This is a genomic window from Pedobacter sp. Leaf250 (genome assembly GCF_920984735.1).
Taxonomy (GTDB): domain Bacteria; phylum Bacteroidota; class Bacteroidia; order Sphingobacteriales; family Sphingobacteriaceae; genus Pedobacter.
This window is the reverse complement of sequence record NZ_CAKLBU010000004.1, coordinates 77577-104239: the sequence shown is the minus strand read 5'-3', so window position 1 is coordinate 104239 and position 26663 is coordinate 77577. Positions and strand designations below refer to the sequence as shown.

Annotated in this window: 26 protein-coding genes; 22 read left to right on the top strand and 4 right to left on the bottom strand. The window is 35.6% G+C overall.

The annotated features are described in order from the left end of the window. Positions 1–57 precede the first annotated feature (57 nt). The 4 genes from hisB to hisG all read right to left on the bottom strand — a co-directional run bounded on the left by hisB (position 58) and on the right by hisG (position 4516). Complete coding sequence (hisB, locus tag LUA91_RS04875; protein WP_231424907.1) at positions 58–1191, bottom strand: bifunctional histidinol-phosphatase/imidazoleglycerol-phosphate dehydratase HisB; 1134 nt, start codon at positions 1189–1191, stop codon at positions 58–60. Positions 1192–1194: 3 nt separating this feature from the next. Then, positions 1195–2235 carry a histidinol-phosphate transaminase gene (gene hisC / locus LUA91_RS04870; RefSeq protein WP_231424906.1) on the bottom strand — a complete coding sequence of 347 codons (1041 nt, stop codon included), beginning with the start codon at positions 2233–2235 and terminating at the stop codon, positions 1195–1197. A 74-nt stretch (positions 2236–2309) separates the two neighbouring features. Then, positions 2310–3605 carry a histidinol dehydrogenase gene (hisD, locus tag LUA91_RS04865; RefSeq protein WP_231424905.1) on the bottom strand — a complete coding sequence of 432 codons (1296 nt, stop codon included), beginning with the start codon at positions 3603–3605 and terminating at the stop codon, positions 2310–2312. 59 nt (positions 3606–3664) lie between these two features. Continuing rightward, positions 3665–4516, bottom strand: a complete 852-nt coding sequence (gene hisG, locus LUA91_RS04860) for an ATP phosphoribosyltransferase (RefSeq protein WP_231424904.1) — start codon at positions 4514–4516, stop codon at positions 3665–3667. 389 nt (positions 4517–4905) lie between these two features. On the opposite strand from hisG, the gene LUA91_RS04855 reads away from it, so the two are divergent. From LUA91_RS04855 to LUA91_RS04745, 22 genes are all read left to right on the top strand, one after another. Continuing rightward, positions 4906–6357: a L,D-transpeptidase family protein gene (locus LUA91_RS04855; protein WP_231424903.1), complete on the top strand. Its 1452-nt coding sequence runs from the start codon at positions 4906–4908 to the stop codon at positions 6355–6357. Positions 6358–6824: 467 nt separating this feature from the next. Further along, entirely contained in the window at positions 6825–7400 is a 576-nt protein-coding gene (locus LUA91_RS04850; protein ID WP_231424902.1) for a TerD family protein, read from the top strand. Between the two features lie 16 nt (positions 7401–7416). Next, positions 7417–8082: a TerD family protein gene (locus LUA91_RS04845; RefSeq protein ID WP_231424901.1), complete on the top strand. Its 666-nt coding sequence runs from the start codon at positions 7417–7419 to the stop codon at positions 8080–8082. A gap of 58 nt (positions 8083–8140) precedes the next feature. Then, positions 8141–8692: a TerD family protein gene (locus LUA91_RS04840; RefSeq protein WP_231424900.1), complete on the top strand. Its 552-nt coding sequence runs from the start codon at positions 8141–8143 to the stop codon at positions 8690–8692. A 14-nt stretch (positions 8693–8706) separates the two neighbouring features. Further along, positions 8707–9366 carry a TerD family protein gene (locus LUA91_RS04835; RefSeq protein ID WP_231424899.1) on the top strand — a complete coding sequence of 220 codons (660 nt, stop codon included), beginning with the start codon at positions 8707–8709 and terminating at the stop codon, positions 9364–9366. Further along, on the top strand, positions 9366–9794 hold the full coding sequence (locus tag LUA91_RS04830; protein ID WP_231424898.1) for a hypothetical protein: 429 nt from the start codon (positions 9366–9368) through the stop codon (positions 9792–9794). Before LUA91_RS04835 ends, LUA91_RS04830 begins: the two co-directional genes overlap by 1 nt. Before the next feature lie 6 nt (positions 9795–9800). Further along, a complete protein-coding gene (locus tag LUA91_RS04825; protein ID WP_231424897.1) occupies positions 9801–10439 on the top strand; it encodes a VWA domain-containing protein in 639 nt (212 codons plus the stop codon). A gap of 10 nt (positions 10440–10449) precedes the next feature. Next, positions 10450–11085, top strand: coding sequence for a VWA domain-containing protein (locus LUA91_RS04820; protein ID WP_231424896.1), 636 nt, complete (start codon positions 10450–10452; stop codon positions 11083–11085). Between the two features lies 1 nt (position 11086). After that, the gene (locus LUA91_RS04815; protein WP_231424895.1) at positions 11087–11572 is read left to right on the top strand and encodes a hypothetical protein; all 486 of its coding nucleotides are present in this window, start codon (positions 11087–11089) and stop codon (positions 11570–11572) included. 252 nt (positions 11573–11824) lie between these two features. Continuing rightward, positions 11825–12877: a TerY-C metal binding domain-containing protein gene (locus tag LUA91_RS04805; protein WP_231424893.1), complete on the top strand. Its 1053-nt coding sequence runs from the start codon at positions 11825–11827 to the stop codon at positions 12875–12877. A gap of 2 nt (positions 12878–12879) precedes the next feature. After that, entirely contained in the window at positions 12880–14310 is a 1431-nt protein-coding gene (locus tag LUA91_RS04800; RefSeq protein WP_231424892.1) for a PP2C family serine/threonine-protein phosphatase, read from the top strand. Between the two features lie 9 nt (positions 14311–14319). Continuing rightward, positions 14320–15828: a helix-hairpin-helix domain-containing protein gene (locus LUA91_RS04795; RefSeq protein ID WP_231424891.1), complete on the top strand. Its 1509-nt coding sequence runs from the start codon at positions 14320–14322 to the stop codon at positions 15826–15828. An 11-nt stretch (positions 15829–15839) separates the two neighbouring features. Then, positions 15840–16844: a hypothetical protein gene (locus tag LUA91_RS04790; protein ID WP_231424890.1), complete on the top strand. Its 1005-nt coding sequence runs from the start codon at positions 15840–15842 to the stop codon at positions 16842–16844. Between the two features lie 103 nt (positions 16845–16947). After that, positions 16948–17352, top strand: coding sequence for a hypothetical protein (locus tag LUA91_RS04785; protein WP_231424889.1), 405 nt, complete (start codon positions 16948–16950; stop codon positions 17350–17352). Positions 17353–17412: 60 nt separating this feature from the next. Continuing rightward, the gene (locus tag LUA91_RS04780) at positions 17413–19452 is read left to right on the top strand and encodes a BatA and WFA domain-containing protein (RefSeq protein WP_231424888.1); all 2040 of its coding nucleotides are present in this window, start codon (positions 17413–17415) and stop codon (positions 19450–19452) included. Further along, entirely contained in the window at positions 19449–20705 is a 1257-nt protein-coding gene (locus LUA91_RS04775; protein WP_231424887.1) for a dihydroorotase, read from the top strand. The genes LUA91_RS04780 and LUA91_RS04775 overlap by 4 nt, the downstream gene beginning before the upstream one ends. A gap of 71 nt (positions 20706–20776) precedes the next feature. After that, positions 20777–21445, top strand: coding sequence for a hypothetical protein (locus LUA91_RS04770; RefSeq protein ID WP_231424886.1), 669 nt, complete (start codon positions 20777–20779; stop codon positions 21443–21445). A 10-nt stretch (positions 21446–21455) separates the two neighbouring features. Further along, on the top strand, positions 21456–22025 hold the full coding sequence (locus LUA91_RS04765; protein WP_231424885.1) for a DUF4199 domain-containing protein: 570 nt from the start codon (positions 21456–21458) through the stop codon (positions 22023–22025). Positions 22026–22152: 127 nt separating this feature from the next. Then, positions 22153–23103 carry a glycosyltransferase family 2 protein gene (locus tag LUA91_RS04760; protein ID WP_231424884.1) on the top strand — a complete coding sequence of 317 codons (951 nt, stop codon included), beginning with the start codon at positions 22153–22155 and terminating at the stop codon, positions 23101–23103. Between the two features lie 70 nt (positions 23104–23173). Continuing rightward, on the top strand, positions 23174–24148 hold the full coding sequence (locus LUA91_RS04755; RefSeq protein WP_231424883.1) for a glycosyltransferase family 2 protein: 975 nt from the start codon (positions 23174–23176) through the stop codon (positions 24146–24148). A 140-nt stretch (positions 24149–24288) separates the two neighbouring features. Beyond that, positions 24289–25116: a hypothetical protein gene (locus LUA91_RS04750; protein WP_231424882.1), complete on the top strand. Its 828-nt coding sequence runs from the start codon at positions 24289–24291 to the stop codon at positions 25114–25116. Positions 25117–25162: 46 nt separating this feature from the next. Next, complete coding sequence (locus LUA91_RS04745; protein ID WP_231424881.1) at positions 25163–26662, top strand: GH3 auxin-responsive promoter family protein; 1500 nt, start codon at positions 25163–25165, stop codon at positions 26660–26662. The last annotated feature ends 1 nt before the right edge of the window (position 26663 follow it).

Below are 26663 nucleotides of genomic sequence, written 5' to 3'. Positions count from 1 at the left end.
AACAAGGAATAAAAACTATAGGTCTTTGTTCTTTGCTCATTAATCCTTGTTCTTTATTTACAAAAGTCCCTTTGTACTTGGTAAAACCATTTTCTCTGCATCACGCTTTATTGCCATTTTAATTGCTTTTGCGAAAGCTTTAAATATAGCTTCAATTTTGTGATGTTCATTATCGCCTTCAGCTTTAATGTTCAAATTGCACTTTGCAGCATCACTAAACGATTTGAAAAAATGATAAAACATCTCCGTAGGCATATCGCCAACTTTTTCACGTTTAAATTCAGCATCCCAAACAATCCAGTTTCTGCCCCCAAAATCGATGGCAACCTGCGCTAAGCAATCATCCATTGGTAAACAGAAGCCGTAACGCTCAATGCCAAGCTTATTACCTAATCCTTTTGCAAAAGCTTCGCCAAGGGCAATTCCTGTATCTTCTATGGTATGGTGCTCATCAATATGTAAATCGCCCTTGGCAATTACTTCTAAATCTACACTTCCATGTCTGGCAATTTGGTCAAGCATATGGTCGAAAAAGTTTAAACCCGTCTCAATTTTTGCTATTCCTGTTCCATCCAAATCCAAATTAATGGTGATATCGGTTTCATTCGTTTTACGCACATGGTTAATTTTTCTACTTCCGGCTTTAAGTAAGTTGTAAATATCTTCCCATTTCTGTGTTTCTAAAATGATGATATCTAAGAGCGTTTCATGTTTGTCTAAGGCTTCAGTAGAACCCAATGCATCATTCTGACGAAGAAAAATTGCTTTTGCACCCAAGTTTTTTGCTAAAACCACATCATTTAATCTGTCGCCGATAACGTACGAGTTTTTCAAATCGTAATCTTCGCTAAAATATTTTGTCAATAATGCGGTGCCAGGTTTGCGGGTAGGAGCGTTGTCTTTGGCAAAAGTTCTGTCAATAACAATTTCGCTAAAGTTTACACCTTCGCCTGCAAAAGTATCCAGCATGAAATTATGAATAGGCCAGAAATTTTCTTCAGAATTTGACGGCGTTCCCAATCCATCTTGATTCGTAACCATTACCAATTCGTAATCCATTTCGCTTGCAATTTTTGAAAGGTAATAAAGCGAACGAGGATAAAACTTAAGCTTAGCAAAGCTGTCTACCTGTTCATCATCGGGTTCGATATTTAAAGTACCGTCTCTATCTATAAATAATACTTTCTTCATCTTTTAGAAATTTTTCAGAGTGGTTAACAGTTTATCATTTTCTTCTTTTGTACCAACGGTAATTCTCAAACAACCTTCACACAAAGTAACTTTCGAACGGTCACGAACGATGATTCCCTCATCAACCAAAGTGTCGTAAATTTTAGTCGCATTCGTCACCTCGGCTAAAATAAAATTCGCATCCGATGGATAAACTTTTGTAACGATATTCAGGTTATTTAATTCTATGGAAAGTCGCTGTCTTTCGGCAACAGATTCTCTAATCCATTCGTTCACTTGAGCGATGTTTTTTATTGCTTCAAAAGCTAAATCTTGTGTAGCCTGATTGATGTTGTAAGGTGGCTTAATTTTGTTCAAAACATCAATCACTTTTCGTGATGAAAATGCCATTCCCAAACGTAAAGCCGCAAGGCCCCAAGCCTTAGAAAATGTTTGCAAAACAACCAGATTTCCGTACTCCGTTAACTCCTGAATAAACGTCTTCTGACGGGCGTAATTTATGTACGCTTCATCCACTACAACGATACCTTTAAAGTTGGTTAAAATCGTTTCAATATCTTCGCGGTTTATCGAATTTCCTGTCGGATTATTTGGCGAACAAATGAAAATTATTTTAGTGTTTTTATCAATCGTTTCTGCAATTTTTTCTAAGTCCAATTGGAAGTTTGGAAGTAGGTTTACTTTGCGGATTTCTACATCATTTATGTTTGCCGAAACTTCGTACATTCCGTAAGTTGGTGGCAGTACAATTACGTTATCTTTTCCAGGATTACAGAAAGCACGATACAATAAATCAATTGCTTCGTCGCTACCGTTTCCTAAGAAAGTGTTTTCAATCGGCACACCCTTAATTTTGCTTATCGCATCCTTTAAATCCAATTGCAATGGGTCGGGGTAGCGGTTGTAATTTGCAGGTAGGGGAGAACCGTAGCTGTTTTCGTTCGCATCTAAAAATACCGATGCCTGACCTTTAAATTCATCTCTGGCGGTAGAGTATGGTTTAAGGTTTTTTATATTTTCTCTAACTAAATCGTTAATGTCCATTTTTTAAAGGTAAAAGGTAAAAGGTAAAAGGTAAAAGGTAAAAGGTAAAAGGATAGGCATGTTGCCTTCAACTTCTACTTTAATCCTTCTACTGTTTTCAATCTAATAGTTATTGCGTTTTTGTGTGCTTCCAATCCCTCAGCGGCTGCAAGGGTTTCAACAGTAGCACCAATATTGTTTAATCCATTAGATGATAAATGCTGAAAGGTAATCTTCTTAAGAAAAGCATCAGTTGAAACCCCTGAATAAGCTTTAGCAAAGCCACTTGTAGGTAGAGTATGGTTGGTACCTGAAGCATAATCTCCTGCGCTTTCTGGAGTAAGGTTTCCTAAAAACACCGACCCTGCATTGATTATCAATGGGATAAGATTTTCAAATTTTTCTGTTGCTAAAATCAAGTGCTCCGGTGCGTATTCATTTGAAAAATCCATTGCATCAGTTAAATTATCAACTAAAATCGCATAAGAATTTTCAATTGCTTTAGCTGCTATTTCTTTTCTTGGCAGTATAGATAGCTGATTTACAATTTCTAAGAGTGTTTTTTCTATAATTTCGTTTGATGTAGAAACTAAAATTGCCTGACTATCAAATCCATGTTCTGCTTGTGCAAGTAGATCTGCAGCTACAAATGACGGATTGGCAGTCTCATCGGCAACCACTAAAACCTCCGATGGACCTGCTGGCATATCAATCGCCACCTTGTTTTGTACCATCGTTTTTGCGGTCGTAACGTAACGATTACCCGGGCCAAATATCTTATAAACCTGTGGTACCGTTTGGGTTCCAAAAGCCATTGCCGCTATAGCTTGTGCACCACCACTTAGATAGATTCGTTCTATGCCTAAAAGTACAGCGCAGTAGGCCAAGTAACAGTTTGTTTTTCCATCACTTTGAGGTGGAGAGCAAACTATGATTTCTGTACAGCCTGCAATAATAGCAGGTGTAGCTAACATTAAAAATGTGCTAGGTAAAACCGCAGTTCCGCCAGGAATATATAAGCCAACTTTTTCAATTGCTCTCGATTCACGCCAGCAAACCACACCAAGCATGGTTTCTACTTTTTCTTCAGTTTTTAATTGAGATTGATGAAATGTTTTGATGTTCTGGTAAGCCGTTTCAATTGCTATTTTAGCATTTGCCGGAATGGTTGCTGCAATGCGCTTTAATTCCTCCGCATCTAAAAAAAGTTTTTCTAACTCTACTTTATCAAATGCTTTTGCGAAATCAAACAATGCTTTATCGCCATCATTTTTTACAGCTTTGATGATGTCTGCAACACGTTCTTCAACCAATTTATCGTCTTCAATTTGTCGAGAACACAGTTCTTCAATTTTTGATTTAGATAAATCTGTATAATTATAGACTTTCAATATGTTATAATTTAAAATTAACTATTAGTTAATATGAATTTATACGTTTTTGATGCTTTTTAAGTGATTATTTTTTCAATTGGCATCACTAAAATACCTTCTGCGCCTGCAGCTTTCAGGCTGTTAATTTTATCCCAAAAATCTTCTTCGGCAATTACAGAATGTACGGCAACCCAGTTCGGTTCGAACAACGGAACTACCGTCGGACTTTTAACACCTGGCAACAAATCAACAACTTTTTGCAGGTTATCTTTTGAAACATTTAGTACAACGTATTTGTTCGATTTCGCACTTAAAACGGAACGAATTCTTTGTAGCAATTCTGCAACTTCAGGGTTATATAAAATTGATTTATTTCCGATTAAAACAGCCTCCGATTGCATCACATCTGCGAACGGTTTTAGTCCATTACTTTTTAAAGTTCCGCCTGTAGAAACGATGTCAAAAATGGCATCACTCAAACCCAAACCTGGTCCAATTTCTACCGAACCAGAAATGGTTCTAATGTCTGATTTTATTCCTTTTTCGGTTAAGAATTTTTCAAGAATAACGGGGTAAGAAGTAGCGATTGCTTTACCATTTAAATCCTCTAAATTTTGAATTTCGCTACCCGTTTGAACGGCGATTTTTAGTGTGCATTTTCCGAATCCAAGTTTCTGTAAATATTCTATTCCAGCCTTGGTTTCGGTAATTACATTTTCGCCAACAATGCCTAAATCGGCGATGCCATCCTGAACATATTCAGGGATGTCATCATCGCGGAGAAAAAGAATTTCTAGTGGAAAATTTTGAACGGTTGATATTAGAGAACTCTTGTAGTTTTCAAAAGAGAGACCACAATTTTTTAATATTTCTACTGATTTTTCGTTTAGCCTACCCGATTTTTGGATAGCAATTTTTAGTGTTTTCAAAGTATTGAATATAGAATGAACAGAAAATTATTTTACGGAAAAAAGTTTTGAAGTACAAAACAAACATATCATATCGCCTATCGGCGATGGTGTAAATGTAAGTGATGGTTCAAAGTTAATTTCATGAATTATTTCTGCCAGTATCAATGCTTTAGCTGATATGCGTTGGCAAATATAGCGTTTGAATTGGGAAATCAAAAAATAATGGCACTTAATTTGCCTTATCTGGATTTTTAAATTGCTATAGCTGTATTTTTTTACTAAATATTTACGTGTTGAAAAACTTTCGTTTTCTAATAATTCCTATTATTTTATTTATTTCCGCTTGTGGATGGTTTAAACAGCCACCTGAGATTGGTAAAGTATTATCAGAACATTTTAAAAATAAGATGTATAAAGATTTTGATACAACTGCTTTCGATAGTGTGTTTGTAAAAACTATGGATAGTTTATCAGAATCATTTATCAATCCTAAAACCATCAAAGCATATTATTCTTACAATGTAAATGAGCCTAGATTGGTTACTAAATTCTACATCGATGGGGAATTAGATTCACTTGTAGGATATTTGGAAAATAGCAAGGTTCATGGATTTAATCCAAAAATATTTAAAACCGAGGAAATAAAAAGTCTTCTAGCAGATTTGACTGCAAATAATTTTAAAAAAGTAGATGAAACCTATCCAATTATTGCCAAAATAGAATTGCTATCGGCTAATGCTTATCTCAATTATAATAATTATTTAAAATATGGCGTAGTAAATCCTCGGAATATTTTTTCAAGATATTATATAAAAGTTAAGCGTCCGGATAGTATTGGGATGATGAATCTGTTGGCATCTGAAAGTTTAGTCGATACTTTGAAAAACATTCAGCCAAAATCAATTCAATATAAAGCCTTACAAGAAGCTTATTTAAATGCAAACACAGTAGCCGATAAACGTATTCTATTATTGAACATGGAACGTTTCCGCTGGAAAATGCCTGAAACTGGAGATAACTACGTTCAAGTAAATATTCCTGATTTTAAGTTGACCTGGTTTGATAAGCAAGATACCGTGATCTCGATGAAAGTATGTGTAGGTGGTAAACGCGAAAATGGCTATGATGAAAAGCTTAAGGCTTACGCAAAATCGGGCAATTTAGACGATAAGCCCAAAAATCATGAAACACCACTGTTGTTCAGTAAAATTAATTCAATACAAGCAAATCCGGTGTGGAATATTCCGGTAAGTATTGCACAAAGCGAAATTTATTGGATGGCTAGAAAAGATCGTTATTATTTATCAAACAGCAACATTAATGTTTATTATAAGGATAAACTAATTGGTGAGCCAGACACTATAAACTGGAACAGGTATTCTCGCGATAAATTGCCATTTAAATTTAAACAAGGTTCTGGCGGAGGAAATGCTCTGGGAAAATTTAAGTTCATTTTTGATAACAGTTCGAGTATTTACTTACATGATACCAATAATAAAAATGGGTTCAATTTAAGCAACAGAGCAATCAGTCATGGCTGTGTTCGGGTTGAAAAGCCATTAGAATTTGCAGAAAAATTGGTTGGTGATACTTATACTTATGATAAGCTAAGGGCTGAGGTTGATTTACCTCCTGTAGATAGCACACACAATAAATGGTATAAAAAAAGGATGGCTGCCAAAGCCGATACTACAAAATCGTTCCAGTTAAAGCCTGCATGGTTTGGACCGAAAAAAGCAGTACCATTAATCATCACGTATTTCACCGCTTGGGCACAAAACGATAAAATAGAATATCGCCCTGATGTTTATCAAATGGACGAAAAACTTTGGGTCGCGATGAAAAAATACAGATTATAAACTGTTGTGATATTGCTTTAAAATATATCTTCTCATGAGATTGCTTCCCGAAAGCTGATGTCATAAACCCCTGCATCTGCAGCTGTAATAGTTCTTTGCATAGTTTATATGATGTGATCTGATGCAATCTAATTTTATTACAAATTTGCACTAATGCCTTTTAGGTGGATCATAGCTAAAATTTGAAGAAGGTTATCTAAATTACTTAAACTCGCATTTGGAATTAAAATCCAAAATAATATATTTGTTAAGAAACATTTAAACAGATAAGCAAAGTTACAGGATTAAAAAATTAACGCTCCATTCTCATCGCTGTAACCATCCAATCCCTATTTTTTTTCGGAAGTTTATGTAAAACGCTTTTTCGTTAAACATTTATCTCTCCAGCATCACGTTGCATTATTTATGCAGCTAAGGTGAAATTACATCTCATTTTTACACATTTTTTATCAAAACTTATTTTAACAATGGCTATTAATTTACAAAAAGGACAAAAAATTGATATCGGTTTATCTAAAATTACAGTTGGTTTAGGTTGGGATCCCAATGAAGGTACTGGCTATGATTTTGATTTAGATGCTTCGGCATTTATGATTGATGGAAATAGACTAATTCCTGCGGAAGAATATTTCATTTTTTATGGAAATACAGATTCTCCTGATCAGGCTTTGCACCATACAGGTGATGATCCAACGGGTGGCAATAGCGCTACAGGCGACGATGAAAGCATTCAGGTTGATTTATCAAAAGTTGATGCCAATATTCAGGAAATTCTTTTTGTGGTAACCATTCACGATGCCATTACACGCAAACAAAATTATGGTCAGGTAAGAAATTCATATATCCGTATTGTTGATGATAGCACAGGGGAAGAAGTTGCAAAATATGAATTAGGCGAAGATTTCTCTATCGAAACGGGCGTGGAATTTGGGCGTTTATACAAACGAGATGGTAAATGGAAGTTCGAGGCCTCGGGAATCGGCTATCGTGAAGATTTATCTTTTTTCTTATCTAAATATTTCAAAGGTCAAATTATAAAATAAATTAACAACGCTCTGTATGGCTATAAATTTAGTAAAAGGTCAAACCATTGATCTGCGTAAAAACGATAAAGGTGAAGATTTCGATTTATCAAAAGTAACCATGGGTTTAGGTTGGGATGTTCGACAGAAAGCTACAGGTTTTTTAGGCAAACTTTTCGGGCCTAAGGAAGAAGAGTTTGATTTGGATGCCATTGCCTTTCTGCTTGATGGGAATGATAAAATTTTAAACCTGGGTAGAACAGTAAATCAAAACGGTCGCCAGGTTGGTCTTTTCGAAGGCGATGTAATATTTTTCAATTCAATGCGTCATCCTTCTGGGAACATTTGGCTTACCGGAGATAATAGAACGGGTGCGGGTGATGGAGACGATGAGCAAATTATTGTAAAGCTCGATTCGTTGGATGCCGTTTATCAAAAAATAGTTTTTGTGGTATCCATTTATCAGGGTAGGCAGAATAACCAACATTTTAGTATGGTTGAAAATGCTTTTATCCGAGCAGTAGATGCTAAAGGTAAAGAAATCACAAGATACAGTCTTTCTGGAGATGCCTCTTTAAATGGCATGTGCACCATGGTATTTGCTGAAGCTTATCGTAAAGATGGCGGCTGGAAATTTAGAGCCATTGGTGAGCCTCACCAAACTGACAGCTTTTTAGAAGTCTTGAAAAAATACGTTAACTAATTTGATTTATAATCTGCAACAGCTACCAATAAAGTGTTGCAAAGAAAAATGACCAAATATGGCAATTAACCTGCAAAAGGGACAACGTGAATCAATCAGCGCACCGCAATTTACGGTAGGGCTAGGTTGGGATACCAATACATCATCAAACGGAAGTAGTTTCGATTTAGATACTTCGATTTTCGTACTGGGAGAAAATAAGCGATTACTCTCTGATTCGCATTTTGTTTTTTATAATAATTTGCAAACACCAGATGGCGCAGTTGAACACACTGGCGACAATTTAACTGGCGATGGTGATGGCGATGATGAACAAATTAAAGTAGATCTTTCGAAAATTGCTCCAGCTGCTGCTGAAATCTGTATTGTAGTAACCATTCACGATGCGGAAAATAGAAGGCAAAACTTCGGACAGATCAGAAATTCATACATCAGAATATTTGATGGAACGAAAACAGAAATTCTCAAATATGAATTGGAGGAAGATTTTTCTATTGAAACTGCTGTAGAATTTGGCAGGATTTACAAACGTAATAATGAGTGGAAATTTGAAGCTGTAGGCGCTGGGATGAAAGATGGACTTGAATTTTTCTTGAATAAATATAACTAAAACCTGACTACACAATGGCAATTAATTTATCAAAAGGGCAAAAGATTGATTTACGTAAAGATACGGGAGCATCACTCACAAGTTTTTGTGTTGGTGTAAATTGGGGAGCAATAGAAACCAAAGGTTTTTTAGGTTTATCAACCAATAAACAAAGTGTTGATCTGGATTTGAGTTGCATTCTAATTGATGACAACAATAATTTATGTGATCATATTTATTCACCACTGTATAACATCGATTTTTTACAACAATTTGGTTTGCCAAAAGGAAAATTAGTATCTCTAGATGGTGCTTTAAGGCACACAGGTGACGATTTACAGGGAGATTCTGGTGGTGATGATGGATTGGATAATGAAATTATCACAGTAGATTTAGCTAAAATTGATCCGAAAATTTCGAAGATATTTTTCTTTTTAAATAACGTTGGAAAAGAAGATTTTTCTCAAATTCCCTATTCAAAAATTAGAATGTATGAAGGTTCGCCAACGCAGGTAAAAGAAGTTTTTGCATCTTATAATGTATCTGCTGAATCGAGTTATACGGGTAAAAAAGCCTTGATTTTAGGAAAACTCTACAAGCGTAATAACGAATGGAAATTTGATGCCATTGGCGATCCAACACCTGATACCTTTTTAGGCCAAACCATTCATTTAATCATCAAATCATATTTGTAATGAATATTAAAAATATCGAAGGTTTATCTGGCGATCAAATTAGGAGTTTGGTTGCGCAGGGCGGTAAATTTGTGATGTATAAATATTGCATATCGGTAATTTTAATGACTTTTAACAACCCATCTGATTTCCATTTTATCCACCCCGGAAAAAGTAGAATTACACCAGGTTTGGGCCATTTGTTTACCAACTTTTTTTTAGGTTGGTGGGGAATTCCGTGGGGGCCGGTTTACACTATTGGAAATATTTACACTATCTTGAGTGGAGGTAAAGATTACACTACCGAAATTATGTCGCACATTAACCAAAACGATCCGACATATGGAACAGGAACAGGTTACAATATTCCAGGGCAAAATAACAATGGCAGTACCTATCATATTCCGAATAATAACGAAACCGCGAACACATATAACATCCCTCAATAAAATATTATGAGAAGATTACCAGTATATCTTTTGCTTGATACGTCAGGTTTAATGAGCGGAGAGCCCATTGAAGCAGTGAAAAATGGTGTTCAGGTAATGATTAGTTCTTTAAGACAAAATCCTCAAGCCATCGAAACTGCTTTTTTGAGTGTAATTACTTTTGATAGTACAGCACAACAAATTATTCCGCTTACTGATTTGGCATCTTTTCAAATGGTCGATTTAAAGGCGACTGGCGTTACAGCCCTGGGCGAAGCTTTAAAATTGGTTTCGAACAGAATTGAGAATGAGGTAGCCAAAACCACAACCGAGCAAAAAGGCGATTGGAAACCTTTGGTTTTTATTATGACTGATGGTGTACCAACCGATGATTGGTTGCCAGGCTTGTTAGAATTTAAAAAGCAAAGAGTGGCTTTTACGGTAGCATGCGCAGCCGGATCGGGAGCAGACACTGGTGTGCTTAAGCAAATTACTGAAAATGTGGTTAGTTTAGATACAGCAGATTCGGCAAGTATTGGCAAATTTTTTCAATGGGTAACGGCATCAATTGGCGTTACTTCTACAAAAGTTGAAGATGCAGGGAAGGAAATTAGCCTATTGAAAGAACTTCCGCCACCGCCATCCGAACTTAATATCGTTGTTTAATTCGAATATTATGAGAAGATTACCTGTTTATTTTTTAATAGATACTTCGGGATCCATGTATGGTGAGCCAATTCAGGCTTTGAACAATGCCTTAAGTGGAATGATTAATACCTTGAGGGCCGATGCACAGGCATTGGATTCATTATGGATTTCCATGATTACTTTCGATCGTGAGGTTAAAGAAATTGTTTCCTTAACAGAATTGGCTCTATTTCAGCTTCCGGAAATTACCTGTCCGCAAAGTGGGCCAACACATACCGGCCAAGCCTTAGATATGCTCTACGAAAAAGTGAAAAATGATGTGATCAAAGGTAATTCAACTCAAAAGGGAGATTGGAAACCACTTTTATTTCTATTTACAGACGGAAAACCAAGTGATTTGCAGTTGTACCGGGAAATGGTTCCAAAGATCAAAACTTTAAACTTTGGAGCCATTGTAGGCTGTGCGGCAGGGCATTCGGCGAATGATGCGCTTTTGAAAGAACTCACACCCGATGTGGTACATTTGGATACAGCCGATAGCTCTACCCTGAAGCAGTTTTTTAAATGGGTTTCAGAAACCATTGAGCAGGGAAATAAGAGCCAGGGAACAGGAGAAAGTGTGGCACTTCCACCACCTCCAAGCGAAATTACAATGGTGATTTAAAATGGATGTACTCGGCGTAATCAGTTTGGCAATTACCATTATTGGGTTTATTGTTAAAATAACATCAGGTGGAGAAAGTAATGACACTCCTGCCCAATACAACTACAACGAACCGATTGATCATTTTCAAGAGGGCACGTTAGATGGTATCGTAAATTGCTATGAAACTTTTCGGGTGAGTAAGTTAAATATGTATCATTTAGAACGTAATTTAAGAAGCGCTCATCATACTAAATTTAATTTATTGGCCACAAAATTATTAGGCAACTGTTTGTATTTGAGTGTTCAGTTTGTCGATGTTTTTGATCGAAAAACCAAAAGTGGCGAAATACAGGAAATCCATAATGATGTAGTAACTTACTTTTCCATCAATTATTTAGAAGATAGCAATAGCGTTATTGTTTATGGTTGTTCCAGTTACAACCAACGTGTAAAGGATAGCTATAAAATCATTGCCGGAGAAATTCGTAAAGCCATTTCTATATGATTTTGGCTTTTAGGATTTTAATAAATGTTTTGATAGTCGGCCTATTTTTATACTCAAAATTGCTACCCTATAAAGACAAATTAAACTCAAAATATAAAAGTGCTTTCAACTTTTTTCAGGGCATTTTTCAACCCGTTCTTAATTTCCTACAAACCATAATAAAACCATTTCAAGTAGGGCAAGGCTTGGCAGTAGATATGACTCAAATTGTATTGCTAATTGTGCTTTTGCTATTAAACAACTATTTTTAATATGAGAAGATTACCCATTTACTTTTTAATAGATATTTCTGAATCGATGGTTGGAGATCAGATTCAGCAGGTTGAAGAAGGGATGGCAACCATTATCAAAGCCATCAAAACCGATCCGTACGCCATCGAAACCGTATGGATTTCAATTATTGTTTTCGCCGGACAAGCTAAAACGTTAGTGCCGTTACAGGAAGTAGTTAGTTTTTATCCTCCAAAATTTCCAATTGGTGGTGGCACATCCTTAAGCAAAGGTTTGGGTCATTTGATGTTTCAAATGCGAAAAGATATTGTTAAAACAACTATGGAACAAAAAGGCGATTGGAAGCCCATTGTGTTTCTATTTACCGATGGTGTACCAACCGATGATACCAAGACTGCAATTTCCGAATGGAAGCAAAACTGGCAGCGAACGGCAAATATGGTGGCCATATCTTTTGGCGATAGTACCGATACACGAGTGTTATCCGAACTAACAGAAAACGTGCTTCAATTTAAAAATGCGACTAGTGAGGATTACAACAAATTTTTTAAATGGGTAACTGATTCGATTAAAACGAGCAGTATCAGCGTAGAAAATAATCAATCGGGTTTTGAATTGGCAAAAATGGATGGGGATACGCTTTCGAAAATCGATATCTCAAAAGCACCAGCAAACACGCAATACATTGATAATAATTACGTAGTCTTATCTGCAAAATGCCAAAATACCAAACGACCATACTTAATGAAATACCGCAAAGTAATGAACGAATCGGGTTTTGAAGGATTGAATTTACAAACCCAGGCTTATCGCTTAGTTGGTGGTTTTCAGGTTGACAATTCTTACTACGAATACTGTGATGAAAATGCTATACAGCAAAAAGTGAATAGCGAAGAACTAATTGGTGCGCCAGCTTGCCCGTGTTGTGGCAATCAATTTGGTTTGGCGGTATGCGTTTGTCAGAAAATACACTGTATTGGCAATGAACCTATGAGTACTTGCCCCTGGTGTGGTAATTTTGGTAGTTATGGATATGGCGAGGGTGGCTTCGATGTTGGTAGAGCGCAAGGATAGGCATGTTCGATACCAAGCAATACATAGAAAATTTGCTAAAAAGCAACCATATTGAAGTATCAGCCAATAGACAAAAACTTTTTGAGCAATATGTAAATGAAGAATTTAATATTGATGCTGTAAAATTGATCAGAGAAAAGCAAAAAATTATGATAGATAAGTGGGATTTGAAAAATAAAATTGAAGATATTTTGGCCAAACAAATTATCATTCCAAATGCAACTATTAGTAAATCCTATTATACAGCGTTTGATTTTAATCAATTGGGTTTTAATGATATCACCAATGTTGAATTTGAGGGGCTGGATCAGTATGGGTTGAGTTTTAACCCGACTTTAAATGTAATTGATGGTGATCCAAGTCAAAGTGGCGATTTCAAAATCAAAATGAAATTTAATGTTTTAGGTGAGGAAGAAAATGTGATGCCTCATGAAAAAATGCTTTCGCTGGTAATCAATGCCAATCCAAAATCATTATGGAAAAATATAGCAAGTGATGAGGGAAAAGATGAGGAATGGAAGATCGCCAATTATTGGAAAGAAGATAATGAAAATGATTTTCAATTACTGGGAGATAAACACATCGTTGTTGCCTCTAAACGTGGCAGAAGTCATGCAAATGTAGGGTCTTTTCGTGATGACGACTATGCTTTCAAACACTTTGAAAACAATGGCTGGAGTGTAGTTTGTATGGCAGATGGTGCAGGCAGTGCAAAATTAGCCAGACAGGGATCGAAAATTGCCTGTGAGGCCGTAATTGAATATTTTGAGAATAATTTAGAGGAAGAAAAATTAAAAGAATTTGATAAAATTCTTTACAATTATCACAATACAATAGGAGAGGACGCTTCAAAAAAAATTAGTCATTTTGTGTACAATAACCTATCAAAAGCGGCTCAATTTGCCCATCATAAAATTGAAGCATTTGCAGAAGTAACTGAAAATCCACTAAAAGATTTTCACACTACATTGATTTTTGCGCTCTTTAAAAAATATGATTTTGGTTATGCCATATTAACATTTGGCGTGGGCGATTGTCCTATAGGTTTATTGAATAAAGATTTAACAAATATTAAACTAATGAACTGGCTTGATGTTGGTGAATTTGGTGGTGGAACAAGATTTATTACGATGCCTGAAATTTTTACCAGTGATAAATTTTCTACGCGTTTTAGCTTTACTTTAATTGAAGATTTCTCTTATCTTATGCTCATGACTGATGGAATTTATGATGCAAAGTTTGTGGTGGAAGCAAATTTAGAGAAATTAGAAAACTGGAAAGCATTTGTTGAAGATATAAAAGGAAGAAATGAAGATGGAGCTGTAGTTACTTTAGCCTCATCGAATAATGAGATTGCCAACCAATTATCAGCCTGGATGGATTTTTGGAGTCCAGGCAACCACGATGATCGAACTTTAGCCATAATTTTTTAGAACGAAACCATGTCTACAATCACCGTTAAATCTTCTCTCACCGGCAAGTCTTATCAGTATATAGATAATGGCGACCCGAAAAGTGGAACAGCCAAAAATGTATATTTCAGTCCAGATCGAAAATATGTGGTGGCCATTTTTAAAGAGAAGCAGGATTTTAATCAAAAGGAACGTTTAACTAAAATTGTAACAAAATACCTTAACCAGATTGAAACTAAAGATGCTGGAAATTATTATTTAGAAGAAATTTACCGCTGGCCAACCGATATTATTGAAACTCACGATCGAATTGGAATTATTGTACCCATTTATAACTCAAAGTTTTTCTTTTCAAAAGGTTACACCTCAAGCGACTTAATTAAAGGGGAGGAGAAAAACGGTAAATGGTTTGCAGCGGCAAAATTCAGAAACAGGCAGTTTCCTTTAAGTCTGGATCAAAATGAGTTGGGGAGATGGCTAAACTATTTTCAAATTGGTGTTAATTTATCTCGTGGGGTTAAAAAAATGCATCAAATGGGGCTTTCACATTCCGATTTATCTTACAATAATGTGCTCATTGATCCATCTTCGGGTTCAGCTTGTATGATCGATTTAGATGGTTTGGTTGTTCCTGGCATATTTCAGGCAGAAGTGATTGGTACAGCCGATTTCATAGCGCCGGAAGTGCTCGCCACTAAACATTTAGATAAAACTGATCCCGCCAGGAAATTACCAAATCGATTAACTGATTTACATGCCTTGGCTTGTCTGATTTACATGTATCTGCTTCACAGGCATCCGCTAAAAGGAGGAAAGGTGCACGATTTGGATACAGAAAAGGATGATTTGTTAAGCATGGGCGAAAGGGCGCTATTCATTGAGCACCCAACTGATTTATCAAACCGCCCAAAACTGAATCAAATTTCTAAATGGGACACCTATTGGGCTGATGTAAATAAAATTCCATATACGGTTACTGGGCCATATTTGAAAGCATTATTTGATAAAGCTTTTATTGATGGTTTGCATCATCCCATGCAACGCCCAACAGCAGAAGAATGGGAAACCGCATTGCTTAAAACGACCGATTTGATGCAACAGTGCAGTAACATTTATTGCGATCAAAAATGGTATGTTTTCGATAATACATCAATACCAAAATGCCCGTTTTGCGGCACCAGCCATAAAGGAACTTTACCCATTCTGGATTTATACTACCAATTTCAGCCATCAGTATGGAAACCAGAGAACCATCGTTTAATGGTGTACAACAATCAATACTTATTTCAATGGCATGTAAACAGAAATATCATACGAAATGAAAAGTTAACTGCCGAGCAAAAAATTCCGGTAGGTTATTTTACTTTTCATGAAACAAAATGGGTATTTGTTAATCAAAAACTAACATCTTTGGTTGATAAAACTGAAGAAAAGGAAATACCCATCGGTTCAATGGTCGAATTAACGGATGGAAAGAAACTTTTGCTATCAAAAGAGGACGGTGGAAGGGTAATTTTAATAACGCTTGCAAATAAATAAAACAAATTATAATGAGTAACAACATGTTTGATCACCCACTTTTAATTGCTGGCTTTGCAATTGTGGTTGTTATAATGCTGATCATTGACTTAGGTCTGTTCAACAAAAAAAGCCATACCATTTCTAATAAAGAAGCCATTACATGGTCTATTGTGTGGATTTCTCTTTCGATGATTTTTAGTGGAGCCGTTTATTATGTGCTAGGGTTTGAAAAATTTACTCAGTTTCAGTCTGCTTATTGGATAGAAAAAGCACTTTCGGTAGATAATCTTTTTGTATTCATTTTGGTGTTTAAGTTTTTCGATGTAGCCAATGAAAACAAGCATAAAGTACTTTTCTGGGGTATTATTGGTGCTTTGGTTTTAAGGGCCATTTTTATCTTTTCAGGTGCTTTCTTTATAGAATTAACATACTTAAATAAAATCTTAAGTCTGTTTGGCGTTGCTGGATTTAAATATGACATCAACATCATCATGACACTTTTTGGTCTTTTTTTGGTTTACGCCGGGATTAAATCATGGTCGGCAGATGATGATGATGAAGATGAGGATTATAACAATACCAGAGGAGCGAGATTGGTAAGGAAGTTTTTTAGAGTAAGTGATAAGTATGATGGCGATAAATTTTTCACTATCGAAAACGGCGTAAAATTAGCTACGCCGCTTTTGGTTGTGGTTGCCGTTATTGAATTTACCGATTTGCTTTTTGCAGTCGATTCAATACCAGCGATATTTGCCATTTCTAAAGATCCACTGATCCTTTACACATCGAATATCTTCGCAATTTTAGGCTTACGTGCTTTGTTTTTCTTGTTGGATAACTTCATTCACTTATTTAGTAAGCTAAAATACGGATTAGCCATTATCCTTTCTTTTATCGGTATCAAAATGATTATCGCTCCGTTCTTCCACATCGATTCTGTTTATTCATTAATCGTTATTGGTGGTGTGTTAATCCTATCTGTAATTTTATCGATCATGTTCCCTGAAAAAGAAGATGAAAAGGTAGCCGAATAATTATTCTCCAAACCAGATTATAGAAAGGCCAAAGAATAGTTAACTTTGGAAAGTTTTAATCGATCAGCTTTTAAGCTGGTCGATTATTTTTTTAAGAGATTACATGCAAGATAACACCACTTTTAATCATCAAGCTGATATCGTAAACAGTGCCATTAGGTTTATTAATGCCTGGTTTAAACAATCAAAATCTATTACTGATGAGCTCAATGATTTTTTTATCCTCCCGGGAAATAAGGTGATTGGCAAAGGGATTATCATTAGCCGATTAAAAGGTATTTTTGGCAAATCTGATGAATATGTTGGCGGCAGATATGATATTATCGATGTTAACTTTGAATTGCTAAGTGACGGGAAAGGGATGGGCTTTGTAGAAGGTGTTGCCGGTTATCGGGATGTGATTCAAAAACAATCGAAAATTGTAAGTGGTCCTTTTAAGCTGTATTTTGCCTTGCATAACAATAATTGGAAAATCGTAAATATAGAATTTCCTGGTTTTTCTTATTAGAACGAGTTTATTACAATTGATATTCTCCACTCTCCATAATTTTTCTATCTTTGGTTTTTAATGAATTTCCTTTATCCGGGCTTTCTTTTCGCACTCTTATCGGTTGCAATTCCGGTTATCATTCATTTATTTAATTTCCGGAGATTTAAAAAAGTTTATTTTTCTAATGTTCGGCTTTTAAAAGAGGTAGAACAGCAAAATTCATCGAAAGAGAAACTTAAAAATCTGTTGATTTTATTATCACGAATTCTTGCTATTATCTTTCTTGTACTTGCTTTTGCCCAACCTTATATTCCTCTAAGCGAGCAAAAAAACAAATTCGTAAATAATGCAATAAGCATCTATGTCGATAATTCATACAGCATGGAAGCCATTAATAAAGATGGCAACTTATTGGATGAGGCTAAACGAAGGGCTAAAGAATTGATAAAAGGTTTTGGTATAAACGATCGTTTTCAGCTCCTTACCAATAATTTTGAAGGTAAACACCAAAGATTGGTAAATGTAGATGAATTTTTGAAAGCACTCGAAGATGTTAAAATATCGCCTGCAAACAGAAATCTCCAGCAAATACTAAATCGGCAAGGAAATGTTTTAACAGGTTCGGCAAATAAGTATAGTTTTATTATCTCCGATTTTCAGAAAAATATAGCTACCGGAAAAAAGCTCGAAACCAAGAGCGATATTCAATATGCTTTTTTAAAACTGAATGCTACAACCTTGCCAAATGTCGCAGTAGATAGTGTTTGGGTACTTTCTCCAAATCATCAACCAGGCGCCAACGAAAAATTGGTGGTCCAGTTAAAAAATTATTCTGATGAAGAGGCAAAAAATATTCCTTTAAAACTAAGCATCAATAACCAACAAAAGGGATTGGGTTCTATCACCATCCCGGCTGGCAAAACAAGAAAAGATACTTTAAACTTCTCCGGATTGAAAGCGGGCTGGCAAAAAGGAATTATTACCATTAAAGATTTTCCAGTAACTTTTGATGATACCTTGTCGTTTAGTTTTAAAGTTGATAAGAATTTATCTGTTTTAAGTATCAATGGCGCAAATGCAGGCAATTACTTTAAAGCCCTTTTTGCTGCGGATAATTATTACAATCTCGCCGAGAATTCAGAAAGTAATATTAATTACAGCGGTTTTGCCAACTTTGGTTTAATTGTACTTAATGGACTGAAAAATCCTTCAAGTGGTTTGGCTCAACAGCTAAAAAACTATTTAAACGCTGGCGGTGCAGTTGTTATATTTCCAGATTTGGATGCTGATATTCAAGCTTACAATGCCTTTTTAAATGGATTATCATTGCCTTCCATTCAAAGTTTAACCAAAACAGAAACCAAGGTTGATCAGATCGATCTTCAAAATCCAATTTTTAAAACAGTTTTTGAAGAGATCCCTAAAAACCTCGATTTGCCCACCGTTAATCGATATTTTTCTTTTGTCGAGAATAACTCATCCAATAAAGAAAATATTTTGGCTCTACCTGGCAAAAAACTTTTCTTCGCAAAATATGGAGTAGGGAACGGAACAGCCTATTTATCGGCAACCGGACTCAATACTGTTGATGGGAATTTGGCACGACATCCTGTTTTTGTTCCACTCATGTATCGTTTGGCTTTAAATGCTGGAAATGAAACTGCGCTTTATTACCATCTCGGAAATGATAATGCATTGGCTAGCAAAAAGATTAATCTGGGCAAAAATCAGACTTTGAAACTTACTGCAAAAAATTTCGAGGCGATTCCGGAAATTCGCCAGGCAGATGGTAAAACGCTTATTTATGTTGCCGACCAGATTAAAAACGCTGGTTTTTACAATCTATATTTAGCCGATTCTTTGCTGGCTATTTATGCATTTAACAATAGTAGGGCAGAATCTGATATGCATTATTTGAGTATAGCAGAACTTGATAACCTTGCCGGGAAAAGTAACTTGAAAATATTCGATACCGATAAAGATGCGGTAAAATTAACAGCTGGTGCCAATAAAATCGGACAAACATTATGGAAACTTTGTCTAATTTTGTCGCTGATTTTTATTGCAGCAGAAATTCTGCTCATCCGATTTTTTAACAACCCTAAAAAAACAATATGAATCTCCTAGTTAAAAATGTAACCATTGCCGATCCGCAAAGTAACTTTGATAAGCAACAATGCGATGTGAGAGTAGTTGATGGTAAAATTCAAAACATAGGTAAATTAACTGCCGAAAAAAACGAAACTGTTTTTGATGGTCAGGGCGCATTTCTAACACCCGGATTTTTCGATTTAAACTGCGTTGCCGGCGATCCTGGTTTCGAAACCAAGGAAGATATTCAAACGTTAACGGCCACAGCAAAAGCTGGTGGTTTTACGGGCCTGGCTCTTTTGCCTCAAACCAGCCCGGTGGTTCAGTCGAAATCTCAGGTAGAATACATCGTAAACAAAGCAAAAAATAATCTGGTTGATGTTTATCCCATTGGTGCAATCAGTCAAAATCGCGAGGCGAAAGAACTTGCCGAGCTATTTGATATGCAACAAGCGGGGGCAGTTGCATTTTCTGATGGCGACAAGGCTTTACAAGATGATGGCTTTATGAGTCGTGCTTTACAGTATGCAAAGGGTTTCGATGCTTTGCTAATGGTTTATCCTGAGAATAAATCGATTGCGGGTAAATCGCAGATCAATGAGAGCAAAAATTCTGTGCTTCTAGGCATGAAGGGTTTGCCTGCTTTGGCTGAAGAAATGCATATTGCCCGTGATATTTTTTTAGCACAATACAACGATACTAAAATCCACATCAGCAATATTTCTACCGCTGGTTCGGTTGCGCTCATCCGTAAGGCGAAGAAAGATGGTGTTCAAATCTCTTGTGATGTAACTGCTCATCATTTGGTTTTTACTGAAGATTTATTGGTAGATTTTGACAGCAATTATAAAGTAAAACCGCCATTGCGTGGCAAAGCGGATGTAAAAGCACTTATTGCTGGTTTAAAAGATGGAACAATTGATGCCATTACTTCGCAACACCGTCCAGAAGAAATAGAATTTAAAAATGTAGAATTCGAAATTGCGCATTATGGTATAATTGCATTGCAAACGGTTTTACCTTTATTGTTAAAAGCAGGATTGGAAGCTAGCTTAATTGCAGAGAAATTGTCTATTAACCCACGTAAATTGCTAAATTTAAATATTCCGTCGATTCAAGAGGGGCAAGAAGCTAACTTTAACGTATATAACCCGAATGAAAAATGGGCTTACAATACAATAACTAACTTATCTAAATCAGCAAACAGTCCTCTATTAGGAACAGAATTAATAGGGAAAGTAGTTCTGGTTTACAATAATAATCAACTCCAAGAAAGCTAAAAGAAGAAAGACTAAAGCTTGCAACTTATCAATGTCTTGATACTTGAACTATATACTTGATACTAAAAAATATGGATAACAGAGTAAAATCAGCGCTTGTCGCATCATTAAATAAATATGCTGAGGTTTCGGCAATAAATGTAGAGGGTTTTGAAACGGAATTACTAGCAGCTTTTGAGCTTGATGTAAATTTCATGGATAAAGTAACCGCTTTTGATGTGGTATTTGATTCGCATCCGAAATTTGAAGAACTTCGTGAAGTATTTTTCGATTTGCTGATGGTTAATTTTTTCAGCAGTGATGTTCAAAAACTGGAAGATGATTATTTGGAGAGTGATGAATGGGCCAATATTGAAGAAGAAACCATTGATAGGGGAACAGAGCTTTTAAATCTATTGCTATACATTAAAGAATGTAAAGATGAAGATATAGAACCTGAATTAGGCGATTTCTTAAAAGAGTTTTTATTGGTAGAGGATGATGAGTTTCAAGATGAATTTGAGATTTATGAAGAGATGATCAGCAACCAGCAGTTGGCAGAAAGCAGTGTAGAAGAGATTTGCAAAACAGCACCAACTCTAAACATCAGCGAAGAAATGGAAGAATTATTTGTCCCGTTTATGGCATTTTTCTTAGATGTTGAAGGCAGTGCAACTACAACTAAAGAAATAATTCAATTTAGCAGTAACAAATCGTTTGATTCTGCTACTTATATATTGATTACCACCATTAACAACTAAATTAAATACTATGGACAAAAGTGCGCTTATCACAAAATTATCCCTTAAGTATGGTTTCATACTTGCAGCGGTATCTGTTGCAATTTCATTAACGCTACATTTCATTAATCCAGTAATGCTTTATACCAATTTCGCATTGCCTTTTATCATTCTAATTATTTTTATTGTATTGTTGGTATTTGTAGGAATTACCATCCGTAAAGAAATTGGTGGTTTCTGGACATTTGGTGAAGCTTTTAAATCTTATTTAATTATTGCTTTAATTTTGGCCTTGGTTTCTGTTTTATACAATGTAGTATTGATGACAGTTATTGATCCCGAATTGCCAGCTAGAGCAGCGGCTGCCATTACGGATTCGCAAAGAGCCATGATGGAGAAATTTGGAATGGCATCTGAACAAATAGATGAAGCACTTGAAAAAGCAGGTAATATGGAAGAAAAACTTGCGCCAACATTGAAAAATTCATTCACTAGTTTTGGAGTCTCGTTGGCAATGTATGGTGTTTTATCATTAATCTTAGCCGCAATTTTAAAGAAAAAAGAACCAACAACTTTCAATACTTTCCCAAAAGAGGGTTAGTTAATCTATAAAATTTCGAACGTGCAGGTTTTATCATTTAATTTGATGAAATTTGCACGTTTTATTTTTAAAGTATTAGTTTAATGGCTTTGGTCTTTTTACTTTCTACTTTTTACTTTCTACCTAAATGGATATATCAGTTGTAGTACCCTTATTCAACGAAGACGAATCACTGCCCGAATTAACGGCATGGATTGATAAAGTAATGGTTGAAAATAATTTCAGTTATGAGATTGTTTTGATTGATGATGGGAGTACAGATCAATCTTGGGAAGTAATCGAAACCTTAAGACTTCAAAATCCAGCCATTAAGGGTATTAAATTCAGAAGAAATTATGGTAAATCTGCGGCATTGAATGTTGGTTTTGAAGCCACACAGGGCGATGTGGTGATAACCATGGATGCCGATTTACAAGATAGTCCTGATGAAATTCCGGAATTATACCGCCGTATTAAAGAAGAAAAATTAGATTTGATTTCGGGCTGGAAAAAGAAACGTTACGATCCAATTACCAAAACAGTTCCTACGAAACTATTTAATGCCGCAACACGCAAAATGAGCGGAATCGAATTGAATGATTTCAATTGTGGCTTAAAAGCATACCGTAGTGATGTCGTCAAAACCATCGAAGTATATGGCGAAATGCATCGTTACATACCTGTAATTGCCAAATGGGCAGGATTTAATAAGATTTCAGAACAGGTTGTAGAACATAGAGCCCGCAAATACGGAACAACCAAATTTGGTTTTAGCAGATTTATCAATGGCTTTTTAGATTTACTTTCTATCTTCTTTGTAGGTAAGTTTGGCAAACGCCCAATGCACTTTTTCGGTTCATTGGGGGTATTGAGTTTCTTTATCGGTATCATCATGTCGCTTTATGTAATAATAGAAAAGCAGGTGTTAATATGGAAAGGCTTAGCTTATCGCGATGTTACGCAGCAACCACTATTTTATTTATCGTTAGTTGCAATCGTTGTAGGTTCGCAAATGTTCCTTGCAGGTTTTATTGCCGAACTTCTATCGCGTAACGCACCAGAAAGAAACCAGTATTTAATTGAAAAAGAACTTAAATAGATGTAAAATGTAAGATGTAAAACGGAATTCCATTTAACATCTTACATTTTCCCTTTTCCATCTTCAAAACATGTTTTTCTCCATCATCATTCCACTTTATAATCGTCCACAAGAAATAGACGAGCTTTTATATACCTTAACCAAACAAACTTATTTACAGTTTGAAGTTTTGGTTATTGAAGATGGATCGAAAAATGATGCAAAAGCAATTGTTGATTCATATGCTGATCAACTTGATATCAAATACTATTTCAAGGAAAATGCTGGTCAGGGTTTTGCTCGTAATTATGCGTTTGAAAGAGCAACAGGAGATTATTTCATTATTTTTGATTCGGACATTCTTGTTCCTGCTGATTATTTAGAAATCGTAAAAAACTATTTATACGAGCATCATTTAGATGCCTATGGTGGCCCTGATGCTGCACATGATAGTTTTACGCCGGTTCAAAAAGCCATCAGTTACGCCATGACATCTCCTTTCACCACTGGAGGTATCCGTGGGAATAAAAAACATGTTGGTCAGTTTCATCCAAGGAGCTTTAATATGGGGGTGTCTCGCCAGGCCTGGGAAAAGGTTGGTGGCTTTATCTTAACCCGATTGGGAGAGGACATCGAGTACAGTATTCGGATTCATGAAGCTGGTTTTAAAATTGGGTTAATACCCGAGGCGAAAGTTTACCATAAACGCAGAACAAGTTTCAGTCAGTTTTATAAGCAATTACATTTTTTTGGAAGAGCAAGGATTAATATTTATAAACACTTCCCAAAAGAATTAAAATTGGTTCATTTTTTTCCTGCTATTTTTACTTTAGGTTTTGGATTTACCATTTTATGCAATTTCATCTATCCGCCTTTGGCTTATGTTTGTAACTTTTTGCTTTTGGTGTATTTTATGTTGATATTTTTTCACGCTTGGTCTGTAAATAAATCTTTAAAAGTTGCATTTTTGAGCATTATATCTTCATTCATCCAACTAACGGCTTACGGTTTAGGATTTATTCAGGATTTATTTAAACGAGTGGTATTTAGTGGAGGAAATGGATGATGAAAAAGGAAATTGAAAATCGAAAATGGAAAATGGGAATGGGTAGAGAGAACAAAATCCTGAAAAGCTAACTATAATTAATGTTCAAACAACTTTATAACTAAACACCTAACCAACTAAACAGCCAACTAAAAAGCTAAATGATCAACTATTTAAAAGAAAGTACGTTTGCCGTTAACGATGTGATCCAAAAGGCTTGGAGCATAACCAGAAAGCACTATTTCTCTATTGCTACGCTTTGTTTTTTAATGTTTATCACTGCAAGTGCATCCAGTTTAATGGCTTTTTTTATTAAAGATGTTAGCAAAGTGCTTAGTGTTGTAATGGCAATTGTGTTCGTGTTTCTATATTTTACGATTAATCTTTCTCTATTTAAGTACATTTTTCATTTAATGGATGATGAAGAAAATGATGTAAAAATCGTAGATACTTTACCTACCAGACAACAGATTATTCGTTTTCTAGTTGCTACGTTATATTTTATTGCCTGTATACTTTTTATCGGGCTAATATTGTTCCCAGTTTTGTATGTATTAGATCCTGTTTTAAGGTATCTGGTGCGAATTGGATGGGTAGAAAGTTTTCAAACAACAGGAGTTGTAATTACTCAAATTGCTGTTGGTATAGCCATTTTAGCATTATTCATCACATGGTTAAGAATTTCCTTCTTTCCATTTTTTATTATTGATAAAAATGCAGCTCCATTCGAATCTATTAAATTGAGCTTAGCCATTACAAAAGGGAATTTTACCAAGATCTTATTGTTATTATTGGTGCTTGGTGGAGGATATTTAATCTATTTATTATTTAATTTATTGCACTGGCCATTTATTGCTTTTATTGTAAATATTTTGAGCTCGTTCATCATTGTTCCACTTTCCAGTGTAGCTTTAACGGTTGCATACCGTAAAATTGCCGGTGAATATAAAGGTGATGAGCATCCTGATATCTTACATAATATCGTCTAGCATACAGCATTCTAACATTTGATCATCCAAAAATCAATCATTAGTTATGGGATTAAAAGCAGCATTAAGTAAGCCCTTTGCGGCATTTGCAGTTTGGCAAATTAATAAGTGGAAAAATAATGCCGTAGCTGCACAAAATAAAACCTTATTAAAATTAATTCACGAGGCTAAGCAAACGGCTTTTGGAAAAGATCATCACTTTTCATCTATCAAAAACTATTTAGACTTTAAACAAAATGTTCCTGTTCGTGATTACGAAGGATTAAAAACTTATGTAGATCGGGTAGTAGCAGGAGAAGCCGATGTACTCTGGAAAGGCAAGCCACTCTATTTTGCCAAAACATCAGGTACTACTTCTGGCGTTAAATATATCCCACTTTCCAAGGAATCAATGCCAGAGCATATCAAAGCTGCCCGAAATGCAATCCTCACCTATATTCATGAAACAGGGAAAGCCAATTTTGTAAACGGAAAGATGATCTTTTTACAAGGAAGCCCAGTGTTAAATTTAAAAAACGGTGTAAATGTTGGCCGCTTGTCTGGAATTGTAGCACATCACGTTCCGGCATATTTACAAAAGAACCGTCTACCATCTTATGAAACCAATATAATTGAAGATTGGGAGCAGAAAGTTGATGCCATCGTTGAAGAAACCATCAGCGAAGATATGACCTTGATTTCTGGTATTCCACCTTGGGTACAAATGTATTTCGATAAGCTTTCGGAGAAATCGGGAGGGAAAAAGATTTCTGAGATTTTCAAAAACTTTAGTTTATTTATTTATGGAGGAGTAAACTTTGAACCATACCGTGCTAAAATAGAGCAAAGTATTGGTAAGAAAATCGATTCCATTGAAACCTATCCTGCGTCGGAGGGTTTTATCGCTTATCAGGATTCGCAAAAAGATAAGGGCTTATTGTTGTTGGCTGATGCTGGTATATTTTACGAATTTATTCCCGCCGATGAATACCACAACGAAAACGCAACCCGATTATCACTCGTGGAAATAGAATTAAATACCAATTATGCTTTGGTGATGAATACCAATGCAGGTTTATGGGGTTATAGCATAGGCGATACTGTAAAATTTGTCTCTAAAAATCCTTATAAAATTATAGTAACAGGGCGTATAAAGCATTTTATATCGGCATTTGGCGAACATGTAATTGGCGAAGAAGTAGAACATGCTCTATTAATGGTTGCTAATGAAGAAAATGTTAAAATAACAGAGTTTACTGTTGCGCCTCAAGTAAACCCGCATGTAGGCGAATTGCCTTATCATGAGTGGTTTGTAGAATTTTCATCGGCGCCAAAAGATATGGCTGCATTTAGTAAAAAGGTGGATCAGGCTTTGCAAAAGAAAAATATTTACTACTTTGACCTGATTGATGGAAATATCCTACAACCCTTAATTATACGTACTTTGCAGAAGGATGCTTTTGTAAATTATATGAAAGGCGAAGGGAAATTGGGTGGACAGAATAAAGTGCCAAGATTAAGTAACGACAGGAAGTTGGCTGATGGGTTAGGAAGGTTTATTGTTTAAT

Bases quoted from the DNA above. Each gene is read 5' to 3' on its own strand.
- LUA91_RS04830 (WP_231424898.1), top strand. From the start codon at position 9,366: ATGAATATTAAAAATATCGAAGGTTTATCTGGCGATCAAATTAGGAGT.
- LUA91_RS04790 (WP_231424890.1), top strand. From the start codon at position 15,840: ATGAGTAACAACATGTTTGATCACCCACTTTTAATTGCTGGCTTTGCA.
- LUA91_RS04770 (WP_231424886.1), top strand. From the start codon at position 20,777: ATGGATAACAGAGTAAAATCAGCGCTTGTCGCATCATTAAATAAATAT.
- LUA91_RS04775 (WP_231424887.1), top strand. From the start codon at position 19,449: ATGAATCTCCTAGTTAAAAATGTAACCATTGCCGATCCGCAAAGTAAC.
- LUA91_RS04755 (WP_231424883.1), top strand. From the start codon at position 23,174: ATGTTTTTCTCCATCATCATTCCACTTTATAATCGTCCACAAGAAATA.
- LUA91_RS04795 (WP_231424891.1), top strand. From the start codon at position 14,320: ATGTCTACAATCACCGTTAAATCTTCTCTCACCGGCAAGTCTTATCAG.
- LUA91_RS04805 (WP_231424893.1), top strand. From the start codon at position 11,825: ATGAGAAGATTACCCATTTACTTTTTAATAGATATTTCTGAATCGATG.
- LUA91_RS04850 (WP_231424902.1), top strand. From the start codon at position 6,825: ATGGCTATTAATTTACAAAAAGGACAAAAAATTGATATCGGTTTATCT.
- LUA91_RS04760 (WP_231424884.1), top strand. From the start codon at position 22,153: ATGGATATATCAGTTGTAGTACCCTTATTCAACGAAGACGAATCACTG.
- LUA91_RS04780 (WP_231424888.1), top strand. From the start codon at position 17,413: ATGAATTTCCTTTATCCGGGCTTTCTTTTCGCACTCTTATCGGTTGCA.
- LUA91_RS04820 (WP_231424896.1), top strand. From the start codon at position 10,450: ATGAGAAGATTACCTGTTTATTTTTTAATAGATACTTCGGGATCCATG.
- hisB (WP_231424907.1), bottom strand. From the start codon at position 1,191: ATGAAGAAAGTATTATTTATAGATAGAGACGGTACTTTAAATATCGAA.
- LUA91_RS04815 (WP_231424895.1), top strand. From the start codon at position 11,087: ATGGATGTACTCGGCGTAATCAGTTTGGCAATTACCATTATTGGGTTT.
- LUA91_RS04750 (WP_231424882.1), top strand. From the start codon at position 24,289: ATGATCAACTATTTAAAAGAAAGTACGTTTGCCGTTAACGATGTGATC.
- LUA91_RS04825 (WP_231424897.1), top strand. From the start codon at position 9,801: ATGAGAAGATTACCAGTATATCTTTTGCTTGATACGTCAGGTTTAATG.
- LUA91_RS04855 (WP_231424903.1), top strand. From the start codon at position 4,906: ATGTATAAAGATTTTGATACAACTGCTTTCGATAGTGTGTTTGTAAAA.
- LUA91_RS04800 (WP_231424892.1), top strand. From the start codon at position 12,880: ATGTTCGATACCAAGCAATACATAGAAAATTTGCTAAAAAGCAACCAT.
- LUA91_RS04745 (WP_231424881.1), top strand. From the start codon at position 25,163: ATGGGATTAAAAGCAGCATTAAGTAAGCCCTTTGCGGCATTTGCAGTT.
- LUA91_RS04845 (WP_231424901.1), top strand. From the start codon at position 7,417: ATGGCTATAAATTTAGTAAAAGGTCAAACCATTGATCTGCGTAAAAAC.
- LUA91_RS04840 (WP_231424900.1), top strand. From the start codon at position 8,141: ATGGCAATTAACCTGCAAAAGGGACAACGTGAATCAATCAGCGCACCG.
- LUA91_RS04785 (WP_231424889.1), top strand. From the start codon at position 16,948: ATGCAAGATAACACCACTTTTAATCATCAAGCTGATATCGTAAACAGT.
- LUA91_RS04765 (WP_231424885.1), top strand. From the start codon at position 21,456: ATGGACAAAAGTGCGCTTATCACAAAATTATCCCTTAAGTATGGTTTC.
- LUA91_RS04835 (WP_231424899.1), top strand. From the start codon at position 8,707: ATGGCAATTAATTTATCAAAAGGGCAAAAGATTGATTTACGTAAAGAT.
- hisC (WP_231424906.1), bottom strand. From the start codon at position 2,235: ATGGACATTAACGATTTAGTTAGAGAAAATATAAAAAACCTTAAACCA.